Annotated in this window: 7 protein-coding genes; 5 read left to right on the plus strand and 2 right to left on the minus strand. The window is 65.9% G+C overall.

Going from position 1 to position 13749, the window contains the following annotated elements; translation table 11 throughout:
- Positions 1 to 222 precede the first annotated feature (222 nt).
- Both ACWMMN_RS33695 and ACWMMN_RS33700 read left to right on the plus strand, forming a co-directional pair.
- Complete coding sequence (locus ACWMMN_RS33695; RefSeq protein WP_486424399.1) at positions 223 to 4875, plus strand: YadA-like family protein; 4653 nt, start codon at positions 223 to 225, stop codon at positions 4873 to 4875.
- A gap of 127 nt (positions 4876 to 5002) precedes the next feature.
- Positions 5003 to 5665 (plus strand): OmpA family protein, encoded by a 663-nt coding sequence (locus tag ACWMMN_RS33700; RefSeq protein WP_486424486.1) that lies wholly within the window; start codon positions 5003 to 5005, stop codon positions 5663 to 5665.
- A gap of 175 nt (positions 5666 to 5840) precedes the next feature.
- Here ACWMMN_RS33700 and ACWMMN_RS33705 read toward each other — a convergent pair whose 3' ends face one another.
- The gene (locus ACWMMN_RS33705) at positions 5841 to 6311 is read right to left on the minus strand and encodes a MaoC family dehydratase (RefSeq protein ID WP_486424400.1); all 471 of its coding nucleotides are present in this window, start codon (positions 6309 to 6311) and stop codon (positions 5841 to 5843) included.
- Positions 6312 to 6375: 64 nt separating this feature from the next.
- Entirely contained in the window at positions 6376 to 7440 is a 1065-nt protein-coding gene (locus tag ACWMMN_RS33710; RefSeq protein ID WP_486424401.1) for a carboxymuconolactone decarboxylase family protein, read from the minus strand.
- A 252-nt stretch (positions 7441 to 7692) separates the two neighbouring features.
- Here ACWMMN_RS33710 and ACWMMN_RS33715 point away from each other — a divergent pair, with 252 nt between their 5' ends.
- From ACWMMN_RS33715 to ACWMMN_RS33725, 3 genes are all read left to right on the plus strand, one after another.
- A complete protein-coding gene (locus tag ACWMMN_RS33715; protein WP_256087756.1) occupies positions 7693 to 8451 on the plus strand; it encodes an SDR family NAD(P)-dependent oxidoreductase in 759 nt (252 codons plus the stop codon).
- 84 nt (positions 8452 to 8535) lie between these two features.
- Complete coding sequence (ccrA, locus tag ACWMMN_RS33720) at positions 8536 to 9801, plus strand: crotonyl-CoA carboxylase/reductase (RefSeq protein ID WP_233464183.1); 1266 nt, start codon at positions 8536 to 8538, stop codon at positions 9799 to 9801.
- A gap of 52 nt (positions 9802 to 9853) precedes the next feature.
- The gene (locus ACWMMN_RS33725; protein WP_486424402.1) at positions 9854 to 13714 is read left to right on the plus strand and encodes a type I polyketide synthase; all 3861 of its coding nucleotides are present in this window, start codon (positions 9854 to 9856) and stop codon (positions 13712 to 13714) included.
- The last annotated feature ends 35 nt before the right edge of the window (positions 13715 to 13749 follow it).

The following is a 13749-nucleotide window of genomic DNA, read 5'->3' on the forward strand; positions in this document are numbered from 1 at the left end:
GAGTGCCGCCGCGCAGCGTGCCGACGCATGCGTGCGGCGTGCAGTCGCGCGATCGCCCTGGCGATCGCGATTGCCGAGCAGCGTTGTTCGATCGTTTAGTTAGCTATCCAAAATGAAGCGCAAAGCGTCGCGACACGGGCGAGGAGGCAGACCGATGCATCATCGCCTGCCGTCGCGTTCGCTGCTGCGTCATCCAGCACATGAGAACCGAGGGAACACAAGATGAACAAGTCGTTCAAGTCGATCTGGAACGAAGCACTGGGGGCCTGGGTCGCGGCTTCCGAGCTTGACCGTGCGCGCGGCAAGCGAGTTGCGTCGGCGTGCGGCACACGCGAGCATGCGGCGAACGAGGGCGCCGCGATACGCGCGGGCCTGCTTTCGGCGCCGTCGCCGCGACGACTGGCCGTGCTGATGGCGTCCACGTATCTTGCGTTGTTCCATGCGGGCGCGCATGCGCAGTACGCGCAGGATGGCGGCTCCGCGACCGGCGGCGTGACGTCGATCTCGATCGGCGTCGGGTCGAGTGCGGCGCAGCAGAATTCCACCGCGCTGGGTAACCTGTCGACGGCGCAAGGCGTGTCGGCGACGGCGCTGGGTCCGGGCGCGCATGCGATGGCCGATGGGTCGACCGCGGTCGGCATCAACGCGCAGGCGACCGGCGTCAACAGTGCGGCGCTCGGCGTGCAGGCGATCAGTTCGGGACCATTTGCGGTTGCCGTCGGTAATGCAGCGCAGTCGACGCAGTCCGGCACGGTGGCCATCGGCAGCGGCGCGACCGCGAGCGGCACGTCCGCTATCGGGCTCGGAAACAATGCAACGGCGTCTGGCCAGAATGCGGTTGCACTCGGACTCGGCGCGGTCTCGTCGGCCATCGGCACCGTTGCGCTCGGCTTTTCTTCACAGGCGACCAATCAGGGTGCGGTTGCGCTCGGCAACCAGTCGACGAGTTCCGGCGCGGCCGGCGTCGCGGTGGGTAGCGGTGCGCTGACGACCGGCAATTCCTCGATCTCGATGGGTGTCAACAGCGGCGCGAAGGGCGCGACGTCGATCGCGATCGGCTGGGGCGGCACGGCCGGCGTACCGGGCTCGGGTACGCAGTCGCTCGGCACCAGCTCGATCGCGCTGGGCTCGTCCACGACGGCCGGCGCCGATACGGCGATGGCGTTCGGCCTGAACGCCAACGCGTCGGGCGTCAGTTCGATCGCGATGGGCGTGCAATCGACCGCGACGCAGCAGTTCGCCGTCGCGCTCGGCAATCTCGCGCTCGGCAGCGGCGTTTCGGCGACCGCACTGGGGCCCGGTGCGACGGCGTCGGCCACGAATGCGACGTCCATCGGCATCAACAGCGTCGCGGCGGCGGGTTCGACCGTCGCGATCGGCGACAGCAACTCGGTTGCCGCTGCGGCAGGCGCGGGCTCGATCGCCGGCGGCAACAGCTCGAAGGTGCTGAGCGGTGCCGGCGCCGTCGCGCTCGGCCTGGGCCAGACGGTCAGCGGCAACGGTGCGGTAGCGATCGGCGACCCGAGCACCGCGATCGGCACCGGCGCGGTCACGGCCGGGGCGAACAACACGGCGAACGGCAACGGTGCGGTCGCGATCGGCAATTCGAACATCGCGCAGGGTACCGGCTCGCTCGCGCTCGGCAACACGTCGACGGCCGCGGCGGCCGGTGCGCTGGCGTTCGGCGCGTCGGCCGTGGCGAACAATGCGGGCGATGTCGCGCTCGGCTCAGGGTCGACGACGGCCGCGCCCAACCCGACGGCAAGCGCGACGATCGGCGGCGTCACATACAACTTCAACGGCACGTCGCCGACCAGCGTCGTCAGCGTCGGTGCGTCGGGCACCGAGCGCCAAATCACCAATGTCGCGGCCGGGCGCATCAACTCGGCAAGCACGGATGCGATCAACGGGTCGCAGCTCAATGCGACGAACCAGGCGGTGAATTCGCTGTCGACTTCGACTGCGTCGAGCGTCAGTTCGTTGTCGACGGGTGTGTCGTCGTTGTCGACCGGATTGTCGTCGGCCAATAGCGCGATCACGTCGCTGTCCACGTCGACGTCGACCGGTATCAGCTCGTTGTCGACGGGGTTGAGTTCGACCAACAGCTCGGTGACTTCGTTGTCGACCTCCACGTCAACCGGGTTGTCGTCGGCCAACAGCGCGATCACGTCGCTGTCCACGTCGACGTCGACCGGCATCAGCTCGTTGTCGACGGGGTTGAGTTCGACCAACAGCTCGGTGACTTCGTTGTCGACGTCCACGTCAACCGGGTTGTCGTCGGCCAACAGCGCGATCACGTCGCTGTCCACGTCGACGTCGACCGGCATCAGCTCGCTGTCGACGGGGTTGAGTTCGACCAACAGCTCGGTGACTTCGTTGTCGACGTCCACGTCGACCGGGTTGTCGTCGGCCAATAGTGCGATCACGTCGCTGTCCACGTCGACGTCGACCGGCATCAGCTCGCTGTCGACCGGCCTGAGTTCGACCAACAGCGCAGTGACGTCGCTCTCGACCTCGACGTCGACCGGCCTGTCGTCGGCCAACAGCGCGATCACGTCGTTGTCCACGTCGACTTCGACCGGCCTGAGTTCGACCAACAGCTCGGTGGCTTCGCTGTCGACTTCGACGTCGACGGGCATCAGCTCGTTGTCCACGGGCCTGAGTTCGACGAACAGCTCGGTCACGTCGCTGTCGACTTCGACGTCGACGGGCATCAGCTCGCTGTCCACCGGCCTGAGTTCGACGAACAGCTCGGTCACGTCGCTGTCGACTTCGACGTCGACGGGCATCAGCTCGCTGTCCACCGGCCTGAGTTCGACCAACAGCTCGATCACGTCGCTGTCGACCTCCACATCGACGGGCATCGGTTCGCTGTCGACCGGCCTGAGCACGACGAACAGCAGCGTGACGTCGCTGTCGACCGCCACGTCGACGAGCATCGGCTCGTTGTCCACCGGCCTCAGCTCGACGACCAGCTCGATTTCGTCGCTGTCGACGTCGACCTCGACGACCGTCGGTTCGCTGTCCACCGGCCTGTCGAGCACGAACAGCAACCTGACGTCGCTGTCCACCGCGACGTCGACGGGCATCGGTTCGCTGTCGACCGGCCTGAGCTCGATCGCGTCGAACAACGGTAACCTCGGTAACAGCACGGCCGGCGCGATCGGCGGCGGCGCCACCTACAACCCGACGACCGGCACGATCTCCGCGCCGTCGTACGTGACGTACAACGGCGACGGCTCGACGACGATCAACAACAACGTCGGCTCGGCGATCGACAACATCAACGCGCACGGCATCAAGTACTTCCACGCGAACTCCACCGCGCCGGACAGCCAGGCGCTCGGGCTCGACAGCGTCGCGATCGGCCCGAACGCGATCGCGAAGGTGGACGGCAGCATCGCGCTCGGCGCCGGTTCGGTGTCCGACCGCGCGACGGTGCCGGCCTCGGGGACCATCCGCAACGGCAGCGCGTCGATTCCGTTCAACACGACCGACCAGACGCTGCTGGGCGCGGTATCGCTTGGCGACGCGACGAGCAAGACGTATCGCCAGATCACCAACGTCGCGGACGGCACCGGCCAGCAGGACGCGGTGACCGTGCGCCAGCTGGCCGGCGCGCTGCAGTCGTTCGCGGTCACGACCACGAAGTACTTCCACGCGAACTCGACGGCCGTGGATTCGCTCGCCGTCGGCGCGGAGTCGGTCGCGGTCGGCCCGACGACGGTGGTCAACGGCGACAGCGGCGTGGGGATCGGCAACGGCGCGATCGTCGATGCCACCGCGCCGGGCGGCGTCGCGATCGGCCAGGCGGCAAGCGCTGCGCAGGCCGATGCGATGGCGCTGGGCAGCGGCGCGACGGCCACCGGCGCACAGTCGGTGGCACAGGGCGCCAACGCGGTCGCGGCGAGCGTCGGCAGCGTCGCGCTCGGTTCGGGCGCGCACGCCACGGCGACCGATGCGCTCGCGTTCGGCGCAGGTGCGTCGGCGACGTTCGCGAACAGCATCGCGCTCGGCGCAGGTTCGCTGACCACCGTTGGCGCGCAGACGAACTACATCGCATACGGCCTGAGCAGCCCGCAGTCGTCAGCCGGCGAAGTCAACATCGGCAACCGGCAGATCACCGGTCTCGCGGCCGGCAAGAGCGGCACCGACGCGGTGAACGTGTCGCAGCTCGACTCGGTTGCCAACCAGTTGACGACGCTGATCACGCAGCGCACGTCGAACCTCGGTGGTTCGTACACGACGAATCCGACCGGCACGAACGTGCCGCCGGGCTCGACGGGATCGAATTCGTCGGCGGGCGGGTCGGGCGCGGTCGCATCGGGTTCGAACAGCACGGCGGTCGGCAACAGCGCGCTGGCGTCCGGCAACGGATCGACCGCGATCGGCGTCGGCTCGACCGCAACGGGCAACGGATCGACCGCGATCGGCACAGGCAGCAACGACGGCGGGCGCTCGAATGTCGTCGCCGTGGGTTCCGCGGATTCGGCGCGCCAGGTCGTCAACGTCGCGGCCGGTACGCAGGGTACCGACGCCGTGAACGTGAACCAGCTGAACGCGGTATCGAACCAGTTCACGCAATCGCTGAACACGGTCAACAACCAGCTCACGCAGATGCAGCAGCAGATCCAGCAGACCGATTCGATGGCGCGCGACGGGATTGCGGCGACGGCTGCGATGGCATCTATCCCGCACATGGACCGCGATTCGAACTTCGCGATGGGGGTCGGTACGGCGACCTTCCTGGGCCAGAAGGCGATGGCCGTCGGCATGCAGGCGCGCCTCACGGAGAACCTGAAGGCGACGCTGAACGGCGGTTTTGCCGGCAGTCAGCGCGTGGTCGGCGCGGGTATGTTGTATCAGTGGAAGTGATCCGTGCGCATCGAACCGTTCCGGCGGATAGCGCCGGAACGGTTCGCGCCGAACGAGAACGCATCCGCATGCGGCTGCACTGCCGCGCCGCATGTGCGAGATCGAATCGATTTTACGGAGTGAATCAGTGAATAAAATCTCTCTTGCCCTGCTCGTGTCCGTGGCCTCTCTCGCCGCTTGCACGAGCGCGTCCGGGCCGACGTTCAACGCATACGAACTGCAGCCGAGAAACGGCGTCCGGACGTTTCGCGTCGATTGTCATGGCATCCTGTCGAGCGAAAAGACCTGCATGAAGGTCGCGACGCGCATGTGCGACACGCAACCGGTTCGCCTGGTCGATTCGGCTGCGCCGTTCCGCGACGGCGCGGATCCGCGGTCGATCGAGTTCCAGTGCGGCGCGGCGCCCGCGCCGCTTCCGGTGCCCGTGGTGGCGGCACCGGTCGCCGCGGAAAAGGTCAGCCTGACCGGCGACACGTACTTCGCGACCGACTCCGCAACGCTGACGCCCGCCGCCCGCGCTTCGCTCGACGCACTGTTGAGCCGTCAGGCAGACCGGCATTTCTCGGCGGTGAACGTGACCGGCTATACCGACTCGGTCGGCTCGGATGCTCACAATCTCGCGCTGTCGCGGCGCCGCGCGGAGGCGGTCGCGACGTATTTGCGCGAGCATGGCGTGAACGCGGATGCCGTGACGGCCACCGGAAAGGGGGAGGCCGATCCGGTGGGTTCCAACGAGACCGCCGAAGGGCGAGCGCGCAATCGGCGTGTGGAGATCCTGCTGCAGAACTAGCGGGCAGTACGCTGCGAGCGCCGGTCACGCGACGGCGCTCGCATGCATCCGATGCGTTGTCAGGCGGGATGCGTGTCGCCTCGGATCGAGACCGCCGGGTTGTCGGCGATGAAGGTAGACGTATCGCCGGCGATCGAGACGACCAGGGCGGGACTGAAAATGGCGAGCGTAGCCGTCAGGTTTCCTGACCTTGCAATCGTGCCGTGTCTTTCGCGCGCTCCGCGACGGTCGTCGGCATGACGACCGCCGTGCCTTCCACGACGACGAGCCCGTTCACCTCGCATCGGGTATCGAGCACGACTCGCCGTCGACTTCCGAGAATCGCCTTGATCGTCACGGTCGCGCAGACGGTTTCGCCAAGCTTGACCGGGCGGCGAAACTGGAGGTCCTGCGACAGGTAGATCGACCCGGGGCCCGGCAGACGCGACGCAATCGCCGCGGAAATCACGGACGCGGACAACATGCCGTGCGCGATGCGGCCGCCGAAACGGGTCCGCTGCGCATAGTCTTCGTCGAGGTGCACGGGATTCCGGTCGCCGGAGGCGCTCGCAAACAGAAAGACGTCGCGCTCGGACAGAATTTTCAAGAACTGCGCAGTCATGCCTGGCATGAGGTCTTCGAGATCGTAACCACCTTCGTCGTTCATCGCCTGTTCCTGTGTCGTTCGTATCGTGTGTGAGGTCGATGGGGGCGCCGGGCGGCGCCACCCGTCATGTCGCCGCAGCTCGATGCGCGGCGGTCGCGTACGGATCTGCCGGTGCAAAGAGCCGGTTTGCCACGAGCAACGCCGATTGCACGGCGAGCATGCCCGCGTAGGGCAGTGCGCCGACGATCGCCTCGACGGCTTCGTGCCGTGTCGCACCCAGCGAACGCGCTTCGTTCATATGAGTGGCGAGCAGGTCGGCATCGGCATTTCGAGCAAGGCACGTCAGGCATGCGATGGCCGTCAGATGCCGTGCTTTTTCCTGTTCGATCGATTCGAGACTCGCTGTCGTCGCGCCCGGTTCGTCGAGATGACGGGCGAGGTCGGGGGCAATCTCCGCGATGCCGGCCGGCGCGTATCGATCGGGTTCCCGCGATTGCCGTTCGGCGAACGCATGCGTCTGCTCCGCGCTCGCGCAGCCTTCTGCCGCGTCGAAGACGCCGAGCGCAATGCGCGCGACCGGCAGCACGAGCGGCCAGCCGATATACCCGGTGAGCTGAATCAGGACTTCCGTCAGTTCGCAGCGTGTCCAGCCGACGCGAAGGCATGCCTGCAAATGATGCCGTACCGCGTCGTGCTGATTCTCGCTGGCAATGACGATGGCGAGTGCGGCGAGCCGACGCTCCTTGTGCGTCAGCGCAGCACACGGCGCCTGTCTCCGTTGAAAGAGGCACGCGACGGCCGTTTCGTATTGTCCGAGCAGATCGACCTCGTGGCTGACGTCGATGCCGCGCTCCCGCAGCAACGCCGCGACGTGGCGTATACCAGCCATTGCGACGGGTACGCCTGCGTAATAGAGCGTCTGGAAGACGGTTTCCGCCACGGCTTCCGGCGCCCAGCCGGTATTCAACATGCCGCCCGCATGGTATTTGAGCGTGGATTCGGCATTGCCCATCGTCGCAAGGACCGCGACGGTAACGAGTTCGCGATGCTCCAGCGAGAGATTCGGGCGGGCAATGATGTCCGCATAAGCACCCTCGACGAGCAGTCGCTTGAAATCGGGGTCGAGCCTGTCGAGTGCTGCGCTGAGGCTGCTGAAGCCTTCGTGTCCGATCGCATGGATGACGGACATGCCGATTTCATGCCTGGATTTCGTCTGGGCTTGCATGGTGAGTCAATCGCTCGAATGAAGAAAATATCGACGTTGTGATCATATTCGCGTGCCCGGAATGCGATTCTGAACTTTTATGAACTTTCACCGGCGCGCGTTTTTCCGCGTCTAGAATCAGCGACATTAAACGGTGTCGATTAATTTCAAGCATGTGGGATCGCTCACCGGATCGCTGTAAGAAATCCGTCACATCGACGCAATCAGGAGAGTGCAGTGCTGAAGCTTCGGGAGAAGGTCGCGCTGGTGACCGGAGGAAGTTCCGGTATCGGCCGGGCCACGGCGTTGTTGTTTGCCAGGGAAGGTGCGAGGGTCGCGATTGCGTCGCGCCGTATTGAAGAAGGGCTGGCCGTCGTCGAAGAGATCCGCAAAGCGGGAGGCGAGTCGATGTTCGTGAAAACCGACGTTTCCCGGGCCGAGGATTGCGCCAATGCGGTCGCAAGAACGGTTGGCGAATTCGGAAAACTCGATGTCGCCTTCAATAATGCCGGCGTTGAAGCGTTCGGCAAAACCGTGGCCGACACGGACGAAGCCAGTTGGGATTTCGTCATGAACATCAATCTGAAAGGGATGTTCCTCTCGATGAAATACGAAATTCCAGAAATGCTGAAGGCCGGCGGCGGCTCGATCGTCAATATGTCGTCGACTTACGGCCTTGTGGCATCGGCATTCGGGGGCAGCAGTTATCACGCGTCGAAGGCCGGCATCCTCGGGCTGACGAAAGCGGCCGCGCTCGAATACGCGAAGCAGCATATCCGCGTCAATGCGATTTGCCCCGCGTTCGTCGCGACGGCGATGGTCGAGAAGTTTCTCGAGGAAACCGGGATGACCGATCAGATCAGGAGCTTTCATCCGATCGGACGCCTGGGTACCGAAAAGGAGATCGCGGAGGCCGTCGTGTTCCTCGCGAGCGATGCATCTTCCTTCATGACCGGCACCGCGCTGTCGGTGGATGGCGGCATGGCGGCGGCCTGACATACCGCCACCCTCACGGGTTTCGTCGCGAGCACGCATACCCGCCGGATCAATTCTTTCATGGATATCGATATGGATACCAAAATGTTGGACATGGTTGCCGGAACGAGAAACACCCAGCCCGAGCTTTTCGACACCGGTTGCCCGATCCCGTTGGGCTTTGTGCCGAAGAAGATGCATGCATGGACGATTCGCCGCGAAAACCACGGAGAGCCGCAACGCGCGTTTACGAAGGAAATCGTCGATGTGCCGTCGATCGGCCCCAATGACGTGCTGATTCTCGTGATGGCGGCCGGCGTCAACTACAACGGCGTGTGGGCCGCCCTGGGGCAGCCGTTTTCGGTGCTTGACCTGCATGACGACCCGTATCACATCACGGGTTCCGATGCGTCCGGCATCGTATGGGCCGTCGGGGCGAACGTGCGGAAGTGGAAGGTTGGCGATGAAGTGGTCGCGCATTGTTCGCAGGTCGATGGCGACGACGAAGAATGCAACGGCGGCGATCCGATGTTGTCTCCTTCGCAGCGTATCTGGGGTTACGAAACGTCCCACGGTTCGTTCGCGCAATTCGCACGCGTACAGGCCACGCAACTGATGCCGCGCCCGAAGCACCTCACGTGGGCCGCGAGTGCGTGCTACACGCTCACGCTCGCGACCGCGTATCGCATGCTGTTCGGCCACAAGCCCCACGTGCTTTCGGCGGGGCAATCGGTGCTCGTCTGGGGGGCGGCTGGCGGCTTGGGAACGATGGCGATTCAGCTCGCGGCCCTGGTCGGCGCACGTCCCGTCGCGGTGGTCTCCGACGATTCGAAAGCCGAGTTCGTCAAGCGCCTCGGCGCGGTGGGCGTCATCAACCGTTCGCAGTTTTCGTGCTGGGGCGTGCCGCCGTCCGTCGACGAGAAGGAAGCCTACGCAACCTATGTCGACGGCGTGAAGAAGTTCGGCAAGGCGATCTGGGACGCACTCGGCGAAAAGCGCGACGTCGACATGGTGTTCGAACACCCGGGCCGGAACACGTTCGCGCCGTCCTGCTATGTCGTGAAGCGCGGAGGCATGGTCGTGTTCTGCGCCGCCACGAGCGGCTACGACCTGACCTGCGACGCGCGCTACGTATGGATGCGACAGAAGCGCATCCAGGGCAGCCATTTCGCGAACCTCAAGGAGGCGGCACAGGCGAACCGGCTCGTGATGAGCGGCAGGATCGATCCGTGCCTGTCCGAAGTGTTTCCCTGGCACCGTCTGCCGGAGGCGCACGCGAAGATCCGCGGGAATCAGCATCTGCCGGGGAACATGGCGGTGCTGGTGCAGGCAAGCAGCAGCGACGATCTCGACGCGGCCCGACGCCACTGACATCAAGCATCATTCTTGCCGAGAGTACGGTATGGACCGGTCAAATACCCATTTGCAACAAGTCGCCATCGTCGGCATGTCGTGCCGCTTTCCGGGCGGCGCTTCCTGTGCGTCGAGCTATTGGACACTCCTGAATTCCGGGCGAACGGCGATTCGGGAAACACCGCGCGAGCGGTTCGATATCGACGCGTTCTATTCACCCGATCCCGACCAGCCCGGCACCACGTATTCGCGCGTGGCGGGCTACGTCGACGATCCGTTCTTCTTCGACCGCAAATTCTTCCGCACGTCGGCGGCCGAGGCGATGGAGATGGACCCGCAGCAGCGCTGGATGCTGGAGCTCGCATGGGCCGCGCTCGAGAACGCGGGCATGGCGCCGGGCCGGTTGCGCGGCAAGAACGTCGGGGTTTTCATGACGACCGGCGAGGCCGATTATGGCCGGCGCTCGGTATGGTCCGGCGATGCCACGCGCATTACCACCTACTCGAAGCTCGGCAATCTGCGCGCGATGGCGCCGGGCCGCGTCTCGCACGTGCTGGGCTTGAGCGGCCCGGCGATCTTCGTCGATACGACCTGTTCGTCGTCGCTCGTCGCGATCCATCTTGCCGCACAGAGCCTGCAGGCAGGCGAGTGCGATGTCGCCATTGCCGGCGGCGTGAACCTGATCCTGGGGCCGGAGGAAACGATCGGCGTCGCGCGGCTTCAAGCGATGTCGGTGTCCGGTCAGTGTCGGCCCTTCGACGCAAACGCGGACGGATACATTCGCGGCGAAGGCGGCGGCGCGATCGTGTTGAAGCGGCTTGGCGACGCACGTGCGCACGGCGATCGGGTCGACGCGGTGCTGGCCGGGTCGGCCGTCAACAGCGACGGTGCGAGCAATGGCCTCACCGCGCCGAACGGCGCCGCGCAGGAGGCCGTCATTCGCCGCGCGATGGCGCGGGCCGGCGTTCGTCCCGAGTCCGTGTCGTATGTGGAGGCGCATGGCACGGGAACGGCGCTGGGCGATCCGATCGAGCTTTCCGCGTTGCGCAACGTCTATACCCGCTCCGTCGAACGCGACAAGCCGGTTCTGGTCGGTTCGGTGAAGTCGCAACTGGGGCACCTCGAAGGCGCCGCGGGCATGGCGGGTTTCATCAAGGCGATGCTGATTCTGCGTCATCGCCGCGTACCCGCACAGGTGAACTTCACGACGCCGAATCCGCGCTTTCACTGGGAAGGTTCGCAACTCGAGATTCCGCGTGAAGGCATACCGCTGGGCAACGGCGAGACGTTCGTCGGCGTGAGCGGCTTCGGCATTACCGGCACCAACGTTCACCTGATTCTTTCGACACCCGACGCCTTGCCGGACGCTGCCGCGGAGGTCGAGCGAGAGCGCGTGCTGACGCTTTCGGGCCGGTCGCCCGAGGCCCGCCGGCGCGCCGCTTCGGCGTGGCGCGACTGGCTCGCGGGCACGCCCGCGCCGTTGCGCGAGGCTTGTCACACGTCGAACGTGCGACGCGATCATTTCGATCACCGGGTCGCGCTGGTCGGCAGGACGAACGGGGATTTCGTCGCCGCACTCGACGCTTTCCTCACGGAGAATCCGACGGGGCAATGGCACGCGAACGAGCACCCGAAGAAACCGCGCGTCGCATTTCTCGTACCCGGCCAAGGGGCATGGAAGCCGGGCGTGGGTGCGGGTCTTTACCAGGGAAACGGATTGTTCCGCAAACACGCGGACGTGTGCCTGAGCCTGCTCGGGCCCGACACGGCACGCAACGTGCTGGATGCGATCCTCGGCAGCGCGGCGGGAACGGTGCGCCATCATCCGGGGCAGCTCGCGCATTTCATCGTGTGCTATGCACTGGCGCGCACGTGGATGGATCTGGGCGTGCAGCCCGATCTGCTGATCGGGCACTCGCTCGGCGAGCATGTCGCCGCTGTGCTCGGCGGAGTGATGTCGCTCGATGACGGCCTCAAGGCGGTGACGGCCCGCGGTCGCCTTTTCGATACCGAGACGCCGACGGGCGCCATGCTTGCGGTCGCCGCCGGCGTCGACGAGCTTGCCGCACGGTTCGCATTCGGCGCCGACCTGTTCGTGGCCGGCATCAACGGGCCGGCGCAGACCGTCGTGAGCGGCACGCAGGCCGCGGTCGAGCTGGTTCAGGACGCGATGGTCGCGGCGGGCAAGCGTGTTTCGCTGCTCAGCACCTACGGCACGCCGGGTCATTCGCCGCTGTTGAGTTCGATGCGCGATGCGTTTCGTCGCGCACTCGAGCCCCTGACGCTTGCACCGCCATCGATCCCGATCATTTCCACCCTCACGGGCAAACTCGCGACCGACGCGATTGCCGGGGTCGAGCACTGGCTCGATCTCGTCGAACAGCCGGTGCGCTTTCACGAAGCGTTGCTTGCGGCGTCCGACGGCAAGACCCTTTTCGTCGAAGTGGGGCCGGGCGCGGCGCTCGCGAAGCTCGCACGCGCGACGGCAAACGGCGATTGGCACAGTGCGGTCGCTTCGCTCGCCGACGGGCCGGATGGCGACGAGGAAGATGAAGCGACCGGGTTTGCGCACGGCTGCGCACGCCTCTACAGCACGGGACAGACGATCGCGTGGCACCGGCTTTACGGCAACGTGCCGCGGCCTGCCGAAGCGCCGGGCTATGCCTTCGACGCCGAGCGTTTCGAGTTGCCGTTCCCGGACCGCGCGCCAGCCGGCTTCGAGCGCGGCGTCGCACAACATCGACGCGATCTCGCGGCGAACGACGAGAACCGGCAACCGCATTCTCGAGCGGCCGGGACCGGCGACGGCGCACCACGTGCGGATGCCGCGCACATGCTCGCGACGCTGCGGGCGATCGCGGCGGAGGTCGCGCCGGACGGCATTACCCTCGTGGATGACCTTTCGCTCGTCGGCCAGGGCTTCGACTCGCTCGCATTGACGGAATTGCGCGTGCGTTTGCAACAACACCTCGGCAAGATGCCGCCGATTTCCATGCTCGCGCGCGGAGCGTCGCTCTCGACCCTGGCGGGATGGTTCGACGCGTCGCGCGGCACGGCGCAGCATGACGAAACCGAATCGCCGGACAAGCAGCGCGATCCCGATTCGACGGACGATCGCGGGCTCGTCGTCACGCTGCGCGAGGGCACGGGGCCATTCATCGCGCTGGTGCATCCGGTCGGCGGAAATGTGCTCTGTTACCAGGACCTGGCGAACGTATGGCCGGGCGATCCGACGATCGTCGCGATTCGTCATCCGTACGCCGAACAAGGCCTCATGCCTGAGTATCTTTCGATCGCGCAACTGGCGTCCCGCTATCGCGCCGCGCTGGTGGCCGCACGACACCGGCAGCCCGACTATCTCGGCGGCTGGTCGTTCGGCGGGATCGTCGCGCACGAAATGACGGCGCAGTGGGAAGCGGAGGGGACCGCCGCGCCGCCGCTGATGATCGTCGACACGCCGCTCGACGAAGGCGATTTTGCGACGCGACTGCGCGAGCTCGTCAACGGGGGCGACGCCGCCGACGGATTCCGGACGGTGGAGACGTGGCTTGCCGATCCGCGCTTCGACACGATGCTCGATCAGGACTTTTATCTTGCCGACGCGCGGCGTCGTGCCCAACCCGCCACATTCGGGCACATCGCGCGTCTGCACGCCGCGAACGCCGTGGCGCTTGCCCATCATCGGCCGAAACAGGTGCGCGCCCGCATCGACTACGCGCTCGCCGAACGCGGCGCCACCGGCATGTCGAGCGCGCAGGCGGCGCAATGCCTGCGTGTTCTCACGTGCGGTGCGATCGCGGTGAGCCAGTTCGACGACGATCACAACTCCATCGTGCGCGAGCCTTCCGCGCGGCAGCTGGCGCGCTTCCTCGGCGGCGGCGCCGACGCGTTGCATGCGGCGGCCGGAACGCACCCGCAGGTGACGGCATAGGCAATCGTGTTGCGGTTCATACCCGGTTCGGCGTC

It is taken from the genome of Burkholderia cepacia complex sp. TUM26381, assembly GCF_057439935.1.

Excerpts from the sequence above, each read along its gene's own strand:
- ACWMMN_RS33710 (WP_486424401.1), bottom strand. The coding sequence starts at position 7,440 with ATGTCCGTCATCCATGCGATCGGACACGAAGGCTTCAGCAGCCTCAGC.
- ccrA (WP_233464183.1), top strand. The coding sequence starts at position 8,536 with ATGTTGGACATGGTTGCCGGAACGAGAAACACCCAGCCCGAGCTTTTC.
- ACWMMN_RS33695 (WP_486424399.1), top strand. The coding sequence starts at position 223 with ATGAACAAGTCGTTCAAGTCGATCTGGAACGAAGCACTGGGGGCCTGG.
- ACWMMN_RS33705 (WP_486424400.1), bottom strand. The coding sequence starts at position 6,311 with ATGAACGACGAAGGTGGTTACGATCTCGAAGACCTCATGCCAGGCATG.